The sequence below is a fragment of the Paraburkholderia acidisoli genome, assembly GCF_009789675.1.
GTDB classification, from domain to species: domain Bacteria; phylum Pseudomonadota; class Gammaproteobacteria; order Burkholderiales; family Burkholderiaceae; genus Paraburkholderia; species Paraburkholderia acidisoli.
Map to the genome: position 1 here is coordinate 1,471,514 of NZ_CP046914.1, position 20,166 is coordinate 1,491,679.

Annotated in this window: 17 protein-coding genes; 10 read left to right on the forward strand and 7 right to left on the reverse strand. The window is 67.7% G+C overall.

The window, feature by feature from the left end; genetic code table 11:
* Positions 1–24: 24 nt before the first annotated feature.
* The gene (locus FAZ98_RS20695; RefSeq protein ID WP_158953288.1) at positions 25–1,440 is read left to right on the forward strand and encodes an aminotransferase-like domain-containing protein; all 1,416 of its coding nucleotides are present in this window, start codon (positions 25–27) and stop codon (positions 1,438–1,440) included.
* A gap of 40 nt (positions 1,441–1,480) precedes the next feature.
* On the opposite strand, the gene FAZ98_RS20700 is transcribed toward FAZ98_RS20695, so the two are convergent.
* A complete protein-coding gene (locus FAZ98_RS20700; RefSeq protein ID WP_158953289.1) occupies positions 1,481–2,995 on the reverse strand; it encodes an MDR family MFS transporter in 1,515 nt (504 codons plus the stop codon).
* 105 nt (positions 2,996–3,100) lie between these two features.
* Here FAZ98_RS20700 and FAZ98_RS20705 point away from each other — a divergent pair, with 105 nt between their 5' ends.
* The 3 genes from FAZ98_RS20705 to FAZ98_RS20715 all read left to right on the forward strand — a co-directional run bounded on the left by FAZ98_RS20705 (position 3,101) and on the right by FAZ98_RS20715 (position 6,337).
* Positions 3,101–3,847: a TetR/AcrR family transcriptional regulator gene (locus FAZ98_RS20705; protein ID WP_158953291.1), complete on the forward strand. Its 747-nt coding sequence runs from the start codon at positions 3,101–3,103 to the stop codon at positions 3,845–3,847.
* A gap of 237 nt (positions 3,848–4,084) precedes the next feature.
* Complete coding sequence (locus tag FAZ98_RS20710) at positions 4,085–5,689, forward strand: cryptochrome/photolyase family protein (protein WP_158953293.1); 1,605 nt, start codon at positions 4,085–4,087, stop codon at positions 5,687–5,689.
* A gap of 237 nt (positions 5,690–5,926) precedes the next feature.
* Entirely contained in the window at positions 5,927–6,337 is a 411-nt protein-coding gene (locus tag FAZ98_RS20715) for a response regulator (RefSeq protein ID WP_158953295.1), read from the forward strand.
* A gap of 149 nt (positions 6,338–6,486) precedes the next feature.
* Here FAZ98_RS20715 and FAZ98_RS20720 read toward each other — a convergent pair whose 3' ends face one another.
* Both FAZ98_RS20720 and FAZ98_RS20725 read right to left on the reverse strand, forming a co-directional pair.
* Positions 6,487–7,107, reverse strand: a complete 621-nt coding sequence (locus FAZ98_RS20720) for a Fur family transcriptional regulator (protein WP_158953297.1) — start codon at positions 7,105–7,107, stop codon at positions 6,487–6,489.
* Positions 7,108–7,153: 46 nt separating this feature from the next.
* Positions 7,154–7,780 (reverse strand): glutathione S-transferase family protein, encoded by a 627-nt coding sequence (locus tag FAZ98_RS20725; protein WP_158953299.1) that lies wholly within the window; start codon positions 7,778–7,780, stop codon positions 7,154–7,156.
* A gap of 224 nt (positions 7,781–8,004) precedes the next feature.
* Here FAZ98_RS20725 and FAZ98_RS20730 point away from each other — a divergent pair, with 224 nt between their 5' ends.
* Positions 8,005–9,699: an ATP-binding domain-containing protein gene (locus FAZ98_RS20730; protein ID WP_158953301.1), complete on the forward strand. Its 1,695-nt coding sequence runs from the start codon at positions 8,005–8,007 to the stop codon at positions 9,697–9,699.
* Between the two features lie 30 nt (positions 9,700–9,729).
* Here FAZ98_RS20730 and FAZ98_RS20735 read toward each other — a convergent pair whose 3' ends face one another.
* The gene (locus FAZ98_RS20735) at positions 9,730–10,677 is read right to left on the reverse strand and encodes a phosphoribosyltransferase (RefSeq protein WP_158953303.1); all 948 of its coding nucleotides are present in this window, start codon (positions 10,675–10,677) and stop codon (positions 9,730–9,732) included.
* Positions 10,678–10,895: 218 nt separating this feature from the next.
* Between FAZ98_RS20735 and FAZ98_RS20740 the strand changes: the two genes are divergently transcribed.
* Both FAZ98_RS20740 and FAZ98_RS20745 read left to right on the forward strand, forming a co-directional pair.
* Positions 10,896–11,432 carry a molybdopterin-dependent oxidoreductase gene (locus FAZ98_RS20740; protein WP_158953305.1) on the forward strand — a complete coding sequence of 179 codons (537 nt, stop codon included), beginning with the start codon at positions 10,896–10,898 and terminating at the stop codon, positions 11,430–11,432.
* A 22-nt stretch (positions 11,433–11,454) separates the two neighbouring features.
* Positions 11,455–13,371, forward strand: a complete 1,917-nt coding sequence (locus FAZ98_RS20745) for an ATP-binding response regulator (protein WP_233272755.1) — start codon at positions 11,455–11,457, stop codon at positions 13,369–13,371.
* Between the two features lie 143 nt (positions 13,372–13,514).
* Here the strand turns inward: FAZ98_RS20745 and FAZ98_RS20750 are convergent, their stop codons facing one another.
* Positions 13,515–14,369, reverse strand: coding sequence for a helix-turn-helix domain-containing protein (locus FAZ98_RS20750; RefSeq protein ID WP_158953309.1), 855 nt, complete (start codon positions 14,367–14,369; stop codon positions 13,515–13,517).
* Positions 14,370–14,656: 287 nt separating this feature from the next.
* Here FAZ98_RS20750 and FAZ98_RS20755 point away from each other — a divergent pair, with 287 nt between their 5' ends.
* A complete protein-coding gene (locus tag FAZ98_RS20755) occupies positions 14,657–15,313 on the forward strand; it encodes a C39 family peptidase (protein ID WP_233272756.1) in 657 nt (218 codons plus the stop codon).
* Between the two features lie 71 nt (positions 15,314–15,384).
* Here the strand turns inward: FAZ98_RS20755 and FAZ98_RS20760 are convergent, their stop codons facing one another.
* Both FAZ98_RS20760 and FAZ98_RS20765 read right to left on the reverse strand, forming a co-directional pair.
* Complete coding sequence (locus FAZ98_RS20760) at positions 15,385–16,341, reverse strand: LysR family transcriptional regulator (RefSeq protein WP_158953311.1); 957 nt, start codon at positions 16,339–16,341, stop codon at positions 15,385–15,387.
* Between the two features lie 270 nt (positions 16,342–16,611).
* Positions 16,612–17,664, reverse strand: coding sequence for an NAD(P)-dependent alcohol dehydrogenase (locus tag FAZ98_RS20765; RefSeq protein ID WP_158953313.1), 1,053 nt, complete (start codon positions 17,662–17,664; stop codon positions 16,612–16,614).
* 305 nt (positions 17,665–17,969) lie between these two features.
* Here FAZ98_RS20765 and FAZ98_RS20770 point away from each other — a divergent pair, with 305 nt between their 5' ends.
* Positions 17,970–18,953 carry an AraC family transcriptional regulator gene (locus FAZ98_RS20770; RefSeq protein WP_158953315.1) on the forward strand — a complete coding sequence of 328 codons (984 nt, stop codon included), beginning with the start codon at positions 17,970–17,972 and terminating at the stop codon, positions 18,951–18,953.
* A gap of 125 nt (positions 18,954–19,078) precedes the next feature.
* The gene (locus FAZ98_RS20775) at positions 19,079–20,011 is read left to right on the forward strand and encodes an NAD(P)-dependent oxidoreductase (protein WP_158953317.1); all 933 of its coding nucleotides are present in this window, start codon (positions 19,079–19,081) and stop codon (positions 20,009–20,011) included.
* Positions 20,012–20,166 lie beyond the last annotated feature (155 nt).

Genomic DNA, 20,166 nt, shown 5'->3' on the forward strand with positions numbered 1-20,166 from the left:
TGTATTGATTACGGAGCAGTACGGATGAAGCTCAACGGTCAGCCGGGAATGGCGATCACACGCGTCGAACAGGTGATGGAAGCGCTGCGCCAGCGCATTGCCGCGCGCTCGCTCGCGGCCGGGGCGCGCGTGCCGTCGATCCGCACGATGAGCGAACAGACCGGCATTTCCAAGTCGACGGTGGTCGACGCGTACGAACGGCTCGTGGCCGAAGGCGTGCTGGTGTCGCGGCGCGGCGCGGGATTTTTCGTGGCCGGTCACGCGCCGCCGCTCGCGCTCGCGGCGCTGGGGCCGCAGCTCGACCGTGAAATCGATCCGCTCTGGCTCACGCGCCAGTCGCTCGAAACCGAGGCCGACGCGCTGCGTCCCGGTTGCGGCTGGCTGCCCGCCGCGTGGTTGCCGCAGGACGCCGTGCGGCGCGCATTACGGGCGATCGCCCGCGACCCGCGCGCGCAATTGACCGACTACGCCTCGCCGCTCGGGCTGCCCGCGCTGCGCCAGCAACTGGCGTGGCGGCTCGCGCAGCACGGTGTGGAAGCCGCGCCCGGCCAGATCGTGCTCACCGACAGCGGCACCCAGGCGCTCGACCTGCTGTGCCGCCTGCTGCTCGAACCCGGCGACACCGTGCTCGTCGACGACCCGTGCTATTTCAATTTTCAGGCGTTGCTGCGCGCGCATCGCGTGCGCGTGATCGGCGTGCCGTACACGCCCACCGGCCCCGATCTCGCCGCGTTCGAGAAGACGCTCGCCGAGGCCCGGCCGCGCCTCTACGTGACGAATTCGGCGGTCCACAATCCGACCGGCGCGACGCTCGCGCCCGCGGTTGCGCATCGCGTGCTCAAGCTCGCGGAGGCGCACGATCTGCTGATCGTGGAGGACGACATTTTCGCGGACTTCGAGAGCGAAAGCGCGCCGCGTCTCGCGGCGTTCGACGGCCTCGCGCGCGTGATCACCATCGGCAGTTTTTCGAAGACGATGTCGGCGGCGGCGCGCTGCGGGTTCATCGCCGCACGCGCGGACTGGATCGAGGCGCTCGTCGATCTGAAGCTGGCGGTATCGTTCGGCAACGGCGAAGTGGCCGCCGACCTCGTGCAGCGGCTGCTCGTGGACGGCACCTACCGGCGTTATCTGGACGGCCTGCGCGCGAGGCTCGCCGACGCGATGGGCGAGACGCTGCACCGGCTCGACGCGCTCGGTTTGCGCGCATGGACGCGTCCGCAGGCGGGCTTGTTCGTGTGGGCTGCGCTGCCCGGCGGACTCGACGCCGCGCCGGTCGCGCGCGAGGCGCTCGGCGAAGGCGTGGTGTTCGCGCCCGGCAACGTGTTCAGCGTGTCGCACAGCGCGGGCGCGTTCTTGCGCTTCAACGTCTCGCAGTGCAACCGGCCCAAGGTGTACGAGACGCTGGAGTGCGCGATGTCGCGCGCGGCGCAACTGGCTTGATCGGCGTACGTAAAAAAAACCGTGCCGCGAGCGAAACGCGTTATTGCTGCTTGCGCAGCGGCAAATCGCGCAGCAGCCATGAAAGCGCGAACGAGACCACCACCACGCACGCCGCCGAAAGATAGACCGTGTGCAGCGCGCCCGCGAACGCGTCGAGATACTGCGCGTGCACGGCGGGCGGCAAGTGGCGGATCACCTCGGGCGTGAGCGGCTGGGGCAGTGCCACGTCGCTGCTCAGGAGCGTTTCGAGGCGCGCGTGCAGGCCGTGCGAGAACACCGCGCCGAACGCGGCCACGCCCACCGAGCCGCCGATCGAGCGGAACAGCGTCGCGCCCGAGGTGGCCACGCCCATGTGCCGGAACGCCACCGCGTTCTGCACCGCGAGGACCAGCACCTGCATCACCATCCCGAGCCCGCAGCCGAGCAGCCCCATGTACACGTACATGCGCGAGAGCGGCGTGTCGATCTGCAGGCGCGCGAGCAGCATCATCGCCACGGCCACGAGCGCCGTGCCCATGATCGGAAACATGCGGTACTTGCCGAGCTTGCTGATGAGGCGCCCGGTGATCACGGACATGAGCAGCACACCGCCCATCATCGGCAGCATCTGCATGCCGGCCTGCGAAGGCGTGGAGCCTTTCACGACCTGCAGATACAGCGGCAGGAACGTGACCGAGCCGAACAGCGACACGCCCACGATGAAGCCGATCAGGCTCGACAGCACGAAGGTGCGCTCGCGAAACAGTTCGAGCGGCATGATCGGTTCGGCGGCGTGTTTTTCCTCGTGGATGAAACCCGCGACCGACACCGCGCCGAGCACGAGCGTGAGCCACAGCGTGGGCGAGTTCCACGGCAGCAGCGAGCCGCCTTCGCTCGTGAACAGGATCAGGCAGGTGAGCGCGCCCGCGAGCCACGCCGCGCCCATGTAGTCGATCACGTGCTTCACGTGCGCGGCGCGCGGCTTGAACACGGCGCCGATCACCGCGAGCGCGAGCGCGCCGAGCGGCAGGTTGATGTAGAAAATCCAGCGCCACGACAGATGCTCGACGAGAAAGCCGCCGAGCAGCGGCCCGATCACGGTGGCGAGACCGAACACGCCGCCGAACATGCCTTGATACTTGCCGCGTTGCGCGGGCGGAATGACGTCGCCTATGGCCGCCATCGTCACGACCATCAGGCCGCCGCCGCCAATGCCCTGCAGCGCGCGCAGCACGATCAGCTGCGGCATGTTTTGCGCGACGCCGCACAGCGCCGAGCCCGCCAGGAAGATGACGATGGCGGCCTGCAACACGATCTTGCGCCCGAACAGATCGCCGAACTTGCCGTAGAGCGGCACGACGATGGTGGACGTGAGCAGGTACGCGGTGACGACCCACGAGAGCCGGTCCAGGCCGCCCAGTTCGCCGACGATGGTGGGCAACGCCGTGGACACGATGGTCTGGTCGAGCGCGGCGAGCAGCATCACGAGCAGCAGCGCCGGAAACAGCAGCCGGAGCGGCGGGTGATCGGCGGACGACGGCGCGGAGGCGGCAGGGGACTTCAACGTACTTTCCATAGCTTGTTCAAGCTTGAAATTAATTAACCGGGCGATTAATATTAAGACAATTATTCCAGTTGGTCAAAATTCAAATCGTAACGGGATGCAAGCAGGCAAGCGCGTATGACAACCTCCGATTCCACGCCGGCGAGCGCCGGTGCCAGTGCCGTCGACGGCGATCTCGCCCACGCCGCAGCCGCCGCGGCCACCGCGCCCGCGCGCCGTCCCGGCAGGCCGAGCGGCGGCGCGGGCGGGGCGGAGCAACGCTTGCGGCTGATCGAAGCCGCGCTCGCGCTGTTCGCGCGTCAGGGCATGCTCGACACGTCGCTGGCCGCGATCGCGCGCGAGGCCGGCGTCACGCCCGCAATGGTCCACTACTACTTCAAGACGCGCGACCAGTTGATCGACGTCATCATCGACGAGCGTTTCGTGCCGCTGCGCGAGGCGTTCGGCGGCATTTTCGAGGCGCATCCGGAGGATCCCGTGACCGCGCTCACGGCGCTGGCCGAGCGCTTCGTCGAAGTGGCGCAAACCTATGCGTGGTTCGCGCCGCTGTGGGTGCGCGAGGTCATCAGCGAGGGCGGTTTGTTGCGTCAGCGCATGCACGAGCGCTACGGGCACGAGAACCAGAAGAAGGCGCACGCGGCCATCGAGCGCTGGCAGCGCGCCGGGCGGCTCAACGCGTCGCTGGAGCCGTCGCTGCTGTTCCATTCGTTGATGGGGCTCACGCTGCTGCCGCTCGCCACCGCGCCGATCTGGCGCAACGGGCCGCAGCAACGCGACGTCGACGCGAAAACCATCGCCCGGCATGCCGTGGCGCTCATTACGCAAGGCGTGGGGCCCGTGGCTTCGCACGACCATCGCAACTAACTGCCTGGTTCGCGGCACATCGGCGAGCGGCTTCGCCGCGTAGGTCACGGTGCGGATTTCGGCGGTTCCGTTGCTACGCATGAGCACGGCATTCGACCGTGCGACGCCGGGCGGTAATTGGGGAAGATTCAGGGCTGGCAGCCGCCAGGCAACGTGATACGCTGCGGGCCGCCGGATTCAGCGCGGCGGGCTGGCACGATTCGTGCGCCTGTCGCGCGCAATCCGTACATCCCGCCGATGCGTCGCTGCCCGCGCGCTTCGGTGTTCTCACCAAGGCCGAGGTTTCGTCTGACTGCTTCCAAGTCTTCTTCCCACGCCGCGCCCGCCATCGTCTGGTTTCGCGACGATCTGCGGCTCGCCGATCACCCGGCGCTCGCGCAGGCGGCGGCGAGCGGCGCGCCGCTCATCTGCGTGTGGATCCACGATCCCAAGGCGGCGGGCGAGCGCCCGGACGGCGCCGCCGCACTCTGGTGGCGGCATGTTTCGCTACGCGCGCTCGAGGCGGCGCTGCACGAGCGCGGTGGCAAGCTGCTGCTGCTTGAAGGCGACGAGGCGAAGACGATCGAATGGCTCGCCGAAGCCAGCGGCGCGCAGGCCGTGTACTGGAACCGTCGCTACGGCGCGGCGCAGCGCGAGTCGGACGGCAAGCTCAAGGCCGGGCTGCGCGAGCGCGGTCTAACGGTGGAAACCTTCAACGGGCAACTGCTGAACGAGCCGTGGACGGTGCTCAACCAGTCGGGCAGCCCGTTCCTCGTGTACAGCGCCTATTGGCGCGCGTGCCTGAAGAAGGGCGATCCCGCGCCGCCGGAAGGCGAGCCCGATGGGATGAAATTTCAACGTCTGCCAGCAGGTCTTACCCAACGCGCATCGAAGCTCGCCGATTTCGGCTTCGAGCCGCACAAGCCCGACTGGGCGGGCGGCATGCGCGAGGCGTGGCCGGCGGGAGAGGACGCGGCGCTCGAACGCCTGCGCGTGTTTCTCCACGACGACCTCGACGCTTACGGCGACGGCCGCGACGACCCCGCCGACGGCTCGACGAGCCGCCTCTCGCCGTATCTCGCGGTGGGCGCGGTGTCGCCGCGTCAGGTCTGGGCCGCGCTGCGGGCCGCGCAGCATGCGCACGGGCGCGGGTCGGCGCGGCGCGCGTCGAGCGCCGAAAAATTCGCCAGCGAACTGGGTTGGCGGGAGTTTTGCCACTATCAACGCTTCCACTATCCCGATCTCGCGACCCGCAATCTGCGGCCGGCCTTCGACGCCATGCCGTGGCTGAAGGACCGCAAGGGCCTGCGCGCGTGGCAGCGCGGGCTCACGGGGTATCCGCTCGTCGATGCCGGGATGCGCGAGCTGTGGCACACGGGCTTCATGCACAATCGCGTGCGGATGGTGGCGGCGTCGTTTCTCGCCAAGCATCTGCTGCTCGACTGGCGCGCGGGCGAGGCGTGGTTCTGGGACACGCTCGTCGACGCCGATCCGGCCAGCAATCCGGCCAACTGGCAATGGGTGGCGGGCTCGGGCGTGGATGCGGCGCCGTATTTCCGCATCTTCAATCCCGTGCTGCAAGGGCAGAAGTTCGACCCGCGCGCCGCGTATATCCGCCAATGGGTGCCGGAACTCGCGAAGCTGCCCGACAAATTCGTGCATGAACCATGGAAAGCGAGCGCGGAGCAATTGAGCGCGGCGGGCGTGCGGCTCGGCAAGGACTATCCGGAGCCGGTCGTCGAACATGATCTCGCGCGCAAGCGTGCGCTCGAAGCGTTCGCGAAAACCGGCAGGCAGCGCGCGCTGGCCACGCCCGAGAGCGCCGAAAATCCCGATAACGCGGGCAGCGGTAAGGAAGCGTAAGCGCGCCGTTCATCGGGCTGACTTGTCGCGCGGATAATGTGCGCGGCGCAACACGGTTTGTCGCATTGAGCGGAACCCTGCGGCACCAATATTGCTCTATCAGGACGGCCCGCGACGACGCACGTCATGGCGCGAAGCGTTTTCGCCGCCTTGCATGCGCGCCGGTCACTGCCGTAGCAGGGCCGCCTCGCGGTGGGCCCGATACGGCCTGACAGACAGAAAGGCATCAACACGACAATGAACGCAGTACACAAGCTCGACCGGACGACCATCGTCCTTGTCGAAGACGACCCGCAAAGCCGGGCCTCCCTGACTTCGCTGCTGGAAGCGGAGGGCGCCCGCGTCGTCGCGGTCGAAGACGCCGAATCCGGCGTCGAAGCCGCCATCGAACTCCTGCCCGACGCGGTGGTTTGCGATCTCGACCTGCCGGCCATGGATGGCTTTTATCTGATCCAGCGCTTGCGCGATCACGAAATCCGCAGCGATCACGCACCGGCCGTCGCCGTCGCGCTCACGGGGCATACCGACGAAAGCTGGCGGCTGCGCAGTATCGGCGAAGGCTTCCAGCACTTCATGACCAAACCGGCGAAACCCGAAGCGCTCGTGACGCTGCTCAGCGACGCGCTCGAAGAACGGCATTCGCTGTAAGCCTTCGCTTTCCGTCTTCGCAACGGGTGCCGTAAGCCGCTCGCGGTGCTCGCGCGGGCGGGCGGAAAGCGTCGCGTAAAAAGAAAAACGCCGCGGATCTCGCGGCGTTTTTGGCGATTCGGCATGGCGCCGCGCGGCGCGGCGAATGCTCAGGAATGCGCGGTGGCTTCTGCCGATGCCGACGCCGCCTCGGCCTGCGCAGTCTGGCACTCCGCGCACAAACCCTTGAGTTCGATCCCGTCGCCGGCCAACCGGTAACCCGCTGCCTCGATCTGCGCGACGAGCGCCTGGCGCAGCTTGGGCTCGTGCAGTTCCGTCACGTTCCCGCACTGTTGGCACACCACGAGAATGCCGTGCTGGCATTGCGTGAGGTCGTGGCAGACCGCGAACGCGTTGATCGATTCGATACGGTGAATCAGCCCCGCCGAAAGCAGGAAGTCGAGCGCCCGATACACCGTGGGCGGCGCGGAGCCGGGGTGAATCTGGCGCATTTCGTCGAGCAGCGAATAGGCCTTGGTCGCCCGCCCGGAAGCGAGCAGCAACTCCAGCACCTTGCGGCGGATGGGCGTGAGCTTTTCGCCGCGTTCGCGGCAATAGTTCTCGGCCATCGCGAGCGCGGCTTCGAGCGACGAACCCGACACCGGCCCGGTCGCGTGAACGTGCCCGTGGTCGGCATGCTCGTGGTCATGAGCGGAGTCGTGACCCTGAGCGTGGTGGTCGTGCGCCGCGCCGTGGCGGGCGGCGTCCGGGGACGGTTTTGCTGTCTTCATCTCTCGATTATACGGGGCGCGCCGTTCGGCCGCCCGCGCAGCCCTTTCACGTGAGCGGGATGCCCACGTACTTGCGGAAGCCCTCGCGTTGCGCAATGCGCTGATACCAGCGTTCGAGATTCGGCAACGGCTCGCGCTCCACGCCTTCGAGGCCGAACCAGCGCCGCGCGAAGGCGCCCAGCACGATGTCGGCGATCGAAAAGCGCTCGTTTTCAAGGAAAAAGCGGCCCGTGAGATGCTGGTCGAGCAGGCGCCAGTGCTGGCTCACCTGATGCAGGTCCGCCGCGATCTGCGCCATGTCGCGCTTTTCGGGCGGCGTGCGCACGAGGCCGAGGAACACCGGCCGTTCGGCGGGCGCGAGCGAGGTGGCGGACCAGTCGAGCCAGCGCTCGATCGAGCCGCGCACTTTCGGCTCGGCGGGGTAGAGCATGCTCGACGGACCGTATTCCAGCGCGAGATAGCGCACGATCGCGTTCGATTCCCACAGCACGTAGTTGCCGTCCACGAGCGTGGGGACCTTGCCGTTGGGATTCAGGGCGAGAAACGAAGGCTCGTTGAGACGGCCGAACTGGCCGCCCGCGTCGATGCGCTCGAACGGCAGTACGAGTTCGTCGCAACACCACAGGACTTTCTGGACGTTGACCGAATTGGCGCGTCCCCAGATCGTAATCATCTGGTGCGTTCTCCTTGCAATGAAATTAGGGCGCCAGTCAGGCGCGGACTGGCAGCCACGATACACGAATTGGCGCGATTTTTCCGCGCCCGTTCGGCCTATGTCTTTTGGCCGGCTTTTCGCCAGCGATGCTTTTCGTAGAATAGGCGCTGCGTTGCGCGAGGAGTTCCGCAGTCGTGCCCGAAACGCGGTCCAGCGCGCGCATCGCCCCACATTGGAACGCTATGGCCCGCATTGTCCCCGACGACTGGCAACACCTCGAAGCCACCGGCGCCGCCGCGCGCGAACGCGAAACGCTGGCGGCGCTCGCGCACGGCTTACCCGACACCTATACCGTCTATCACGGCGTTCACTGGACCCGGCTCGCCGAGAGCTTTTCGGTGTTCGGCGAGGCGCAATTCGTGATCGTGAGCCCGGCCGGGCGCGTGATGCTGGTGGAGCAGCGCGCGGGCTTCCTGCGCGAAACGGCCAACGGGCTCGTCAAGGCGCATCTGCAAACCGAGCGCAACGTGGCCGTGGGTCTTGCGCGCACGATGGAAAATCTGCACCGGCGCTTCACGGCGGCGTTCGGCGCGGGCACCTACGGGCTCGAAGAGCTGTTTTATTGCCCCGACCACGTGGTGCGGAATCCGGCCATCGCGGGCGTGAACCCGGCGCGTATCGTCGACGCCACGCGCAAGGCGAAGCTTGCCGCTGTCGTGCTCGAAGCGCTGCCCGAGAACGAGCCGCGTCTGCCGTGCGCCGCGCGCATCCCGCATTTTCTCGCCGACGAACTCTCCCTCACGCCCGACACCAGCGCGCTGATCGGCGCGGCGGACACGCTCGTCACGCGGCTCGCGGGCGGCCTCGCCACCTGGGCGCGGCGCCTCGAATTCGCGCCGTTCCGGCTGCGCGTGATCGGCACGGCGGGCTCGGGCAAAACGCAGCTTGCCGTGCAGGTCATGAAAGACGCCGTCGCTCGCGGCGCGCGCACGCTCTATGTGTGTTTCAACCGCCCGCTCGCGGACCACATCGCGAAACTCGCACCGCCCGAGGTCAAGGTCGCGAACTATCACCAGCTATGCGACTGGGTTGCGCGCGACGGCGGTCACGTGCCGGAGTTCGAAGGCCCGAACCCGTTCGAGGAACTGGAGCGCCGCTTCGCGCAGGCGCCCATCCCTGAGCACTGGCAGTTCGACGTGCTGATCGTCGACGAAGGGCAGGATTTTCACGAAGCGTGGGTGAGCGCGCTGGCGCGCTTGCTGCGTCCCGAAACCGCAGCGGACGATGGCCGGGGCGCGGCGTGGTGGTGGCTCGAAGACCCGCTGCAGAACCTCTTCTCGCGCGCGCCGGCCGCTTTGCCCGGCTGGACCGTGTTGCGCGAGCAGACCAACTACCGGAGCCCGCGCGACGTGCTCGCGTTTTTGCGCGACGTGGCGGGCGAGACCGTGCCCGCTATCGCGCAACTCGTGGCGGGCAGTCCGTTCGACGGCTCGGACGTGACGGTATCGGCATGGGACGAAGGCGCGGAGGTTTCAAACGATTCCGGCGTGGTGGACGCCACCAAACGCGCGATCACCCAGGCGCTCTCGCTGGGTTTTCGCAAGCAGGACATCGTGGTGCTCTCATTTCGCGGGCGCGAGCATTCGCGCTTCACCACGCACGACGATCTCGGGCCACATCGGCTGCGCCATTTCACGGGCCAGTACGACCTGTTCGGCAATCCCGAGTACCGCGAGGGCGACGTGCTGCTCGATTCGATCTATCGCTTCAAGGGGCAGTCCGCGCCGTGCGTGATTCTTACGGAAGTGGACTTCGAGACGTTCGACGAGCGCGCGGCGCGCAAGCTGTTCGTGGGCGCCACGCGCGCGACCATGAAGCTGATCGTGGTGGCGTCGCCGCGCGCGGCCGCGTTTATCGAAGCGCGGCGCGGCGGGTGACACACCGGCGCCGCGGCTCGGCGCTGGCGCTCAACTCCAGGCCGAAGCCCCGATCAGCGTGCCCGTGCGCGTTTGCGCATTCCACCAGATCACGCGCAACAGCGGGGCGCTCTGCGCGATGAGAATCGCCTGCACCGGGTCGCTTTCGATGAAATGCGTCACGCCGCATTTGATCGCGGCCGCGGCCTTGTGGGCGGCCGCGCCCGTGGGCGATTCGTCGTGCGAGTCGGGCGTGCGCATGACCAGTTCGAGATGGCCGAAGCCGTGCCGTTCGAGCCATACGCGCGTGCGTTCGCGATCCATTTCCGGGCGGCCCGTGATGATGGCGCGCGTGTGCTTGAGATCGATGCCGGGCAGGCGGTCGAATGGCACGAGCGCATCGCGTTCGGCGAGCGCGGCGGTGAGGTCTTCGTCGTAGCGCGTGGGCGAAATGTCGGGCAGCAGCACGCCGTCCAAATCGATCGCGTAGACCGCGTATTCGTGGTCGTCGGCCATGCGCGTGCCTTCGCCTTTCGCGTCGCGCGACCAGTCGGCGCGGTAGCGTTCGGTGTAGGCTTGGCGTTCCCACGGGAACAGCGCGAAATAGCCGCTCGCGTCGATCGAATAATCGGGGCGCAAACGGCTCAGATCGTCGAAGGCGCCGGTGAGCGTGCGCACGACCACGCCGTGTTCGCGCAAGAAGCCGATGCAGTCGACGAGCGTATTGCCGCGTCCGGCAATGTCTTCGCAGAGCAGCACTTTCGAGCCGGGCTCGGGAAGCGGCAGCGTCGAATCCCAGCGCACTTCGCGGGTGCCGCGGTCGTAGCGCAGGAAAGCGACGCTCGCACCCGTTGCGTGCGAAACCATCAAGGCGAGCGGCGCGCCGCCGCGCAGAATGCCGACCACCATCGCGAATTCCTCTGCGATCAGGGCCGGTTGCAGCGATTCGACCCAGTGGTCGAGCTGTTCGTAAGTGAGCGGAACGATGGGCTTATCCATTCGGAGGAAATGCAATGCAATCGGACTCCGACGCGACATTCTCACGCTGTTGTGCGAAAAGAAGACGTCTATTGTCGGCGCAAGGTTTGACGATATTATGCCTATGCTCGCGGGCCGGTGCAGGCCGACGGGGCGCAGGAGGCGGCGGGGGCCGCTGCAGGAAAGGCCAGAACAGCAGGAAACGACGCGATTCATCGCGCGAAAAAAGGTGGAAATAGATGCAGGATTTCAAGGACGGGTCGCGCTGGCGGCGTCTCGCCGCCGCGCTGGCATGCGCGCTGGCCGTGACGGTGGAAACGATGCCGCTCGCGCACGCGGCGCCCTCGGGTTCGTTGTCGCTCGACGTGGACGGCGAAGTGCGCGTGACCAATAATCCCGAGCACACGTCGTTTCATTTCAGCGAGGCGCAGTTGCTCCAGTTGCCCGTGCATGCCATCGCCACTTCGACCACGTGGACGCCCAAATCCACCTTCACGGGCCCGTTGCTCTCCGACGTGCTGAAGGCCGTGGGCGCGTACGGCAGCGAGATCGAGATCCACACGATCGACGACTACACCTGCGTCGTGCCCGTCGCCGACGCCGCGCGCTACGGCGTCGTGCTCGCTTACGCGATGAATGGCCAGCGTCTCAAGGTCAGCGACTTCGGCCCGCTCTTTCTGATCTATCCGCGCGATCAATATCCGCTCGATCTCGACGGCGCGGCCGGCGACGCCAAGTTCGCCTGGCAGATCAAGTCGATGACCATCAAACGGTGAGCCGCAGGCGATGCAAGACCGGTTGCTGACTCCGCTGCAGTCCCGCCTGCGCCGTATCGTGCAGGTGGCGATCTGGGTCGCGGCGCTCGCGCCGCCGGTGGTCGCGGTTGGTTATCTGCTGTATGCGAACCTGCTCAATCCGCGCGTCGTGCAGCGTCTGACCGGCAGTTACGACGGGCTGTACTGGGACGCCGCGCAGTTGCAGATCGCCTATGCGCGCTTCGAGAGCCAGTTGCTGATCTACGCCAGCGGTATGGACCGCGACGCGGACAAGGTGCGGCTGCGCTACGAACTGCTGCAATCCAAACTCAACGTGATGAAGGGCTCCACGCGCTCGCTCGAAGCCACGCCGCGCCTCATGAAGCGCCAGGAGGCCGATCTCGCCGTCCTCGACGCGACCATCACGCCGTTCGAATCGCAGATCGCCACGCTCGACACGCATCCGTCGAGCGCGGTGCCCATGCTCACCTTGCTCGACCTGCACTGGGCGCAGGTGACCGACCTGGCGCTGAGCCGCCGCTCCGTCGACGTGAGCGAGCGCGAGGCGATCCGGCGCGACTTCATCGCCAAGCGCCGCGAGCTGTTCGCGGCGGGCTTCGTGCTGCTCGTGCTCTCGGCGGCGGCGGCGGTGCTGCTCGTGATGAACGGCTATCGGCGCACGCGGCTGTTGCATCAGCAGCGCGCGGCGCTGGAGGCGGAGCACCAGGCGAGCCGCGCGGCGCGCGAGGCGAGCATGGCGAAGGACGCGTTTCTCGGCATGATCAGCCACGAGTTGCGCACGCCGCTGCACGCGATCGTTTCGTCGATCGAACTGCTCGGCTTCAACTCGCACTCGGAAGCGGACCGCAAGGTCATCACGCGGCTGGAAACCGCCGCGCGCCAGCTCGAAGCGCAGATGAAGGATCTCACCGACTACGCGCGGCTCGGCGCGGGCAAGCTCGAACTGCGCGAGGAAGCGTTCGATCCGCACGAGCTGCTGCAATCGATCGTCGACGAAAACGAACGGGCGGCACGCGCTCGCGCGCTCGTGTTCGAGCACGGCTTCACGGGCGGCGCGCGGCGCGTGGTCGCCGATCCGCACCGGATTCGCCAGATCGCCAACAATCTCGTGACCAACGCGATCCGCTACACGGAGCGCGGCACGGTGCGCGTTGAATTCGCGCTGGAGGCGGCCGAGTCTGCGGCGGCTTCTCCTGAAGCGGCGCAATCCAGCACGGACGCCGCTGCCCGGCTTCGCGGCGGCGCGCGAGCCGGTACGTTCGCGATCGTCGTGAGCGACACCGGGCCGGGCGTGGCGGCGGAGCAGATTCCGCTCATCTTCCAGGAATTCACGCAGCTCGACGCGTCGCGCTCGCGGCGCTACGAAGGCGCGGGGATGGGGCTCGCGATCGTGCGCGGGCTGGTCGATCTGTTCGGCGGCCGCATCGACACGGCGAGCCGCGTGGGCGAGGGCACCACTTTCACGGTGCGTATTCCCGTCATGACCGTGGACGCGCCGGCCGCGCCGATCGTGCCCGTGACCGAGCCGGGCGTGCAGGCGCCGCCGCAGGTGCTGGTCGTCGACGACAACCCGCTCGTGCGCGATTCGCTCTGCGAGATGGTCGCGCACATGGGCTACGTGGCGCTCGCCGCCGCCGACGCCGACAGCGCGCTCGCGCTGCTCGACGCCGTGCCGTGCGACGTGGTGCTGCTCGATCTGCACATGCCGGGCCGCGACGGCTATGCGTTCGCCGCCGCGCTGGACGCGGACTACGGCGCGCGCGAGAAACCGCGCGTGATCGCGGTGAGCGCGGATGTCGGAGGGATCGCCACGCTCGCCGAAGCGGCGCCTGGCGTTCAGGCGGAATTTTTCGACCGGCTCTCGAAGCCCGTGCACTACGACGTGCTGCGCGCGGCCGTGCAACGCGCGCTCGGCACGCCGCGCGAGGCGCGCGCCTGAGCGCTCGCGGCGCAAACCGGGCCGCTAGGCACGGGTAATGGCGGTCGCGCGGGTTCGCGTCACGCCATCGTTGTGCGGCGGTGCGGCGGCGCGCGAAACACGCCTTCACGGCAAGAAATAGGCATAAGCCAACGTTTGCGAGCTCAGCCGCGATTCAGCCGCTTGGACAGATCGGCCACGAGAATGGCCATGCGCGCCGGCTTTTCGTAGCAGGCCACGTTGTAGTGGCGCACCACCTGGCTGATCTCCGACTCGCTCGCCTTGCCCGTGAGCAGTTCGCCGGTGAGCACGAAAATGGGCGCTTCCGGGTTTTCCGAGGCGCGCACGCGGCGAATGGCTTCGGCAGCCGTTTGCGGGCCGAACAGCCAGTCGATCACCACGCCGTCGAACACCTGGTTCTCGAGCGCCTCGTTGAACGCCGCGAGGCCGTACAGCGCGTGCGCCGTGTAGCCGCTGTGTTCGAGGTAGTCGCGCAGGTTGTCGGCGGAAGCGTGGTCGTCGTCGACCACGGCGATGAGCGGCTTGTCCGATTCCGCGCGGCGCGGATAGATCTCGATCTTGTGCACTTCGCGCGCGTTCTGGTACAGCGCGCCGTCGGGGCGCACCACGCGCCACTGCCCCTGCTTCTCGTAAGCGACGAAGTCGGGGCGGCTGCCGGCTTCCACGGGCGCGCCGATCCACGCGGTGCAGGGCAGTTCGGCCGCGCTCACGCACAGCACCGCTTCCTGCGCGTTCGCGCCGACCATGCCCGGGTCGAGCAACTGCGCGCCGAACAACTGGCCCGCGGGCTCGCCGAACGCCTCGGCCACCTTCTTGATTTGCGCAAGCGTCCACGGGCTGTTGCCGCGCAGCTTGCGGTGCCCTTGCGAGAAGCTCAGGTCGAGAATGCGGCACAGCTCCGTGGTTTGCTGACGTTTGCCGATGCCGTGGCGCGTCATCAACTCGCGTACGCGTTCCGCGACCGTAGCCGAGTCGGTTGTGTCTGCAACGTTCGACATACTGCGTTAAGGGGGGAAAGGTGGATTGGGTGTCTGAGTCATTATGGCGCGCCCCCGCGAGCGCCGCGTGATGGGCGTCCGGACCGGTTGCGTGCGGGTAGCTCGATATTCTAATCGCATCAAATGAGAAAAGTTGACCGATTTTTTTCGTGCGGCTTAATTGGGGTGCGATGGGTCGTGTGGTATAGGCGCGCGCGGGCGCGCAAGCGCCCGGGAGCGGCGTTGCGGCATGCGCGGGCGATCTGCGAAGATGGCGCGTTCTACCCGGATCGCAACGAGGCAATCGAGTGCTGGAAGACGCGTGTGAGGCGGCAGGGAGCGGCCATGGTTATCGGCATTTCGCCGTGCCGTACTACAGCCAATGGGGCAGCCCGGAGTGGGTGGCGAACATCGTCGAGGCGCGCGCCGACCCGTGCGACGACCCCGGCTGGCGGCGCAGCGGTTTCGCGCGACCCGACGACTACCGCTTCTGGGCCCAACGCCTGTGCGGGCTGACCTGCCTGGAATCGGCGCTCGACTATTGGGGCGTCGCGCACGCGCCGCGCGCCGACCTGCTCCAGGCGGCGCTGCGTCACGGCGTGTACCGCGTGCGCGAGGACGGCGGCGTGGACGGCCTCATTTACCGGCCGTTCGCCGCGTGGGTGGAGGCGGAGTTCGGCGTGCGCGTGCAGGTGATGACCGACGAGCCCATCGAGGCGAGCGCCGCGCGCCTGAACGAGGACACGCTCGTGATCGTCTCCGTGAGCCCGGAAATCCGCTATCCGGACCGCCCGAGCGCGCGCCAGGGCGGCCATCTGATCCTGCTGCACGGGCGCGGCGAGGGCGGCGTGTGGTTCCACAATCCGTCCGGTGTCGCGCCGTATCAGGCCAACGCCTGGCTGCCCTGCGCCACCGTCGCGCGCTTTCATGCGCGCCGCGGCATGGCGCTCTCGAAGCCGCGTTGAACCGGCGCCGCGCCCCCGCCACCTGCCGATAAACCGGCGCGCGGCTGCGGCGCGGCTTCGTCTCCGGGCGGTCAGGCCGGCTGCAAGCCTTCCAGCAGACGCCGCACGTGCGAGAGATCGCGGTTGATCGGCCCGGCGTCGTCGAACAGCTCGGCGAGCCAGTCGACGAACACGCGCACGCGCGGCGAAAGCTGGCGCGACTTCACGAACGCCACCGAGACCGGCGTCGGCAGCGGTTTCCACTGCGGCAGCACCTCGTTCAGCGCGCCGCTGTCGAGATACGGTTGCGCCGCGAGCAGCGGCGGCTGGACGAGGCCGTAGCCTTGCAGGCCGCAGGTCAGATACGCGAACTCGTCGGAGACGTGCACGAAGCCGTCCACTTTCACCTTGGTCGCGCTGCCGTCCACTTCGAAGTCGAATTCGAACGGGCGGCCCGTGATCGGCGAAAGAAAATTGACGACGCGATGCCGCCCGAGGTCGTCGAGCGTGGTGGGCGCGCCGTGCCGCGCGAGGTACGCGGGACTCGCGCACGTCACGTGTTCGAGCACGCCCAGACGCCGCGCCGCGAGCCCCGAGTCGGGCAACTCGCCCAGCTGGATGCTGCAATCGACGCCTTCGCCGACCAGGTCGACGTTGCGCAGGCTCACGCCGATCACGAGGTCGATCTGCGGATAGCGCGCGTGGAAGTCGTCGAGCGCGGGCAGCACGATCGCGTTGGCGATCAGGCCGGGCATTTCCACGCGCAGCCGGCCGCCAATCGCGCCGGGCTGCTGGCGCACGCTCGCTTCGGCATCGTCGATGTCGGCGAGGATCTGCGCGGCGCGCTCGTAATACGCGGCGCCTTCGGGCGTAAGCGAAAGCCGCCGCGTCGTACGCACGAGCAATTGCGTGCCGAGCAGCGATTCGAGGTTTTGCATCAGCGTAGTCGCGCTGGCGCGCGGCATATCCAGCGACTGCGCGGCTTTGGTGAAACTGTTGGTATCGACGATGCGGACGAACGTGCGCATCGCCTGGATGCGATCGATCACGGGCGAGCTCCTTCGGTTTATCGGCTTGGAACGAAATCCGCGTTGCAACGGCAAGAGCAAACGATCAGCGGGCGTCTCGCGGACAGCGACGCACGGCAGCGGGCCATTCAGTGACGGTGACAGGGCGGCGCACGCGGGCGCCGGCTCGACTACGGAAACCGGCGCGCACGGCTGCGCGTGGTTTCGATGCGGAGGAAGCGGAAGGACTGGCGGGCCGTCCGATCGGACGGCCCGGCGGGGCACGGCGTTAAGTCAGAAGGGCGGCGCGGCTTACTTGCGCAGCGAATCGAGATCGATCACGAAGCGGTACTTCACATCGCTCTTGAGCATGCGCTCGTAGGCGTTGTTGATGTCCTGCATGTCGATGATTTCGATTTCCGACGTGATGCCATGCTTCCCGCAGAAGTCCAGCATTTCCTGCGTTTCCGCGATGCCGCCGATCAGCGAGCCCGCCAGACGGCGGCGCTTCATGATCAGGTTGAACACTTGCGGCGACGGGTGATCGTGCTCGGGCGCGCCCACGAGCGTCATCGTGCCGTCGCGGCGCAGCAGCTCGATGAACGGGTTGAGGTCGTGCTGCGCGGCCACGGTGTTGATGATCAGGTCGAAGCTGTTGGCGTGCTTCGCCATCTGCTCCGGGTCCTTCGAGATCACGACTTCGTCGGCGCCGAGGCGCTTGCCGTCTTCGATCTTCGAGGCCGAGGTCGTGAACAGCACGACGTGCGCGCCCATGGCGTGAGCGAGCTTCACGCCCATGTGGCCGAGGCCGCCGAGACCGACGATACCGACCTTCTTGCCGGGACCGGCGCCCCACGTGCGCAGCGGCGAGTACGTGGTGATGCCCGCGCACAGCAGCGGCGCGGCGGCGGCGGCGTCGAGGCTTTCCGGCACGCGCAGCACGAAGGCTTCGTCGACCACGAGTTGCGTGGAATAGCCGCCGAAGGTGATGTCGCCGGTCAGCTTGTCGGCGCCGTTATAGGTGCCGACCCAGCCGTTTTCGCAATACTGTTCGAGGCCTTCGTCGCAGCTCGGGCAGGTGCGGCAGGAGTCGACGAGACAGCCCACGCCGACCAGTTCGCCGACCTTGAACTTCGTCACGCCGTTGCCCACTTCCGTCACGCGGCCGACGATCTCGTGGCCCGGCACGACCGGGAAAATGGAGTTGCGCCATTCGTCGCGTGCCTGGTGCAGGTCGGAGTGGCACACGCCGCAGAAGAGCACGTCGAGACGGACGTCGAGGTCGCGCAGGTCGCGGCGCTCGAATTCGAACGGGGCGAGCGGCGAAGCGGCGTCGCGTGCTGCATAGCCTTGAGTCGGGTACATGGGGGCTCCTTGATCCGGGTTGCGAGGGTGTTGCTGGTGCGTTGCCGCGGTGTCCCGCGAAGCGTTGCGCGGGCTCGTGCGGTGTCGTGCGGGGTTGGTGTGCGGTGTTGCTTCAGGCCGCGCCCCGGGTGCGGCTGGGGCGTTGCGGCAGGGTTCCCATCGTAAGGATCGGCAGCCACCCAGGGAATACCTGAATCTATCGAAGACTTGCCTGTTTCTCCTGGCGAAGCACGCGCGCGTGCGTTCGGTGATAGATTGGCAAGCCTGTTTCTCTGCCCGCCTCATCCATTTGGGGTACAACCGCAATGGTCTACGTCAAAACCGTCGCGGCGCCGGCCGTCGCGCCGCCCGCCGCCAACCAGACCCGCATCGTCGAACTGATGCTGCATCTCACGCAGCGCGACGGCGTGCACGTCACGCCTATCGACGGCGTGCGGCTTTATCGCGGCAGCCAGAGCCACCCGCGTCAGCCCGTGATGTACGAGCCGAGCATCTTCATCGTCTGCCAGGGCCGCAAGCGCGGCTTTCTCGGCGACCAGGTGTTCATCTACGACGCGCAGCAGTATCTCGTCCTGTCCGTGCCGATGCCGTTCGAGTGCGAGACCGAGGCGAGCCCCGAAAAACCGATTCTGGCAATTGGCGTGCGCGTGGACCTCACGACCGTCGCCGAACTGCTGATGGCGCTCGACGACTCGCGCGGCGGCGCGTACTCGGAGCCTTCGGGCATCTATGCCACGCCGCTCGACGCGCCGCTCTCGAACGCCGTGCTGCGGCTGCTCGAAGCGCTCGCGCAGCCGTGCGAGGCGCGCATTCTCGGCCCGGCGATCGTGCGCGAGATCTGCTACCGCGTGCTCACGGGCGAGCAGGGCGACGCGATTCGCGCGGCGCTCACGCATCAACATCACTTTGGGCGCATCGCCAAGGCGCTGCGCCGCATCCACAGCGACTATCGCGGCGATCTCGACGTGGTGACGCTCGCCGCCGAGGCGGGCATGAGCCTCGCGGTCTTCCACGCGCACTTCAAGGCGGTCACGTCCACCTCGCCGATGCAGTACGTGAAAACCACGCGCCTGCATCACGCGCGGCTGCTCATCACGCATGACGGTCTGAACGTGAGCGCGGCGGCCGTGCGCGTGGGCTACGAAAGCGCCTCGCAGTTCAGCCGCGAGTTCAAGCGCCTGTTCGGCATGAGTCCCGCCGACGAAATGCGCCGTGCGCGCGATGCGGCCGTGGTCGTCGCGCCGCGCGTGGAAGTCGCGCCGCCGCCGCGCTATGTGAACGCGGTGTGAACGCGGCTCGAGCACGATGGGGACGCGGCGGATTCGATCATCGTGTGATGGCGATGTAAGGCGCGCCGTGTAGTGTGTTCGCCGTATAGATCATCACCGAGTGATTACAGAGGAATGACAAGCCGATGAAGCCGTGCCTGCTGACCTTGATTCTGCTGACCGACGACGACCGCGCCAAGCTGGGCGCCACTTACGAACTGATCTACGCGCCCGACGCCGACTCGCGCGCGCAAGCCGTCGCGCAGCACGGCGAGCGCGTGCGCGCGGTGCTCACGAACGGCACGACCGGCCTCACCGCCGCGGAAATCGACCGCATGCCGCAACTCGAACTCGTGAGCGCGCTGGGCGCGGGTTACGAGAACATCGCCGTCGACCGCGCGCGCGAGCGCGGCATCGCCGTGAGCAACGGCGCGGGCGTGAACGCCGATTGCGTGGCCGACCACGCGCTCGCGCTGCTGCTCGCCGCCGTGCGCGCCGTGCCGCAGTACGACGCCGCGTGCCGCGCGGGCGTGTGGCGCGACGACCTCGCGATGCGGCCCACGGTGACGGGGCGCAAGCTCGGCGTGGTCGGTTACGGGCATATTGGCGCGAAGGTCGCGAAGCGCGCCGCCGGTTTCGACATGGAGATCGGCTATCACAACCGCAAGCCGCGTGAGGACGCGCACGGCCGCTACTTCGACACGCTGATGGCGCTCGCGCAATGGAGCGACTACCTCGTGATCGCCACGCCGGGCGGCCCGCAAACGACGCATCTCGTCGATCGCGCGGTGCTCGACGCGCTCGGGCCGGACGGTTTTCTCGTCAACGTGTCGCGCGGCAGCGTGGTCGACACGGCTGCGCTCGCGGCGGCGCTCGCGGCGGGCACGCTCGGCGGCGCGGGCCTGGACGTCTACGAGGGCGAGCCGGAACCGCCCGCCGCGCTCGTCGGCCTGACGAACATCGTGCTCACGCCGCACACGGCGGGCACCTCGCCCGACGTGCGCAACGCCACGGTGCGCCATTTCATCGCCAACGCCGCGCGTCACTTCGCGGGCGAGCCGCTGCTCACGCCGCTCTGAGCGCCGTTTAGCTCGCCGTTTAACTCGCCGTTTAACTCGCCGTTTGGCTTGCCGTCGCGCGCGCCGTTTCGTTCGGCGCGCGGGTGGCCGTCCCGCCGGGCGCCGGGCGGCCGGGCGCGGCGGTGGAATTTTCAATTTTCCTCAGTTTTTTTCAG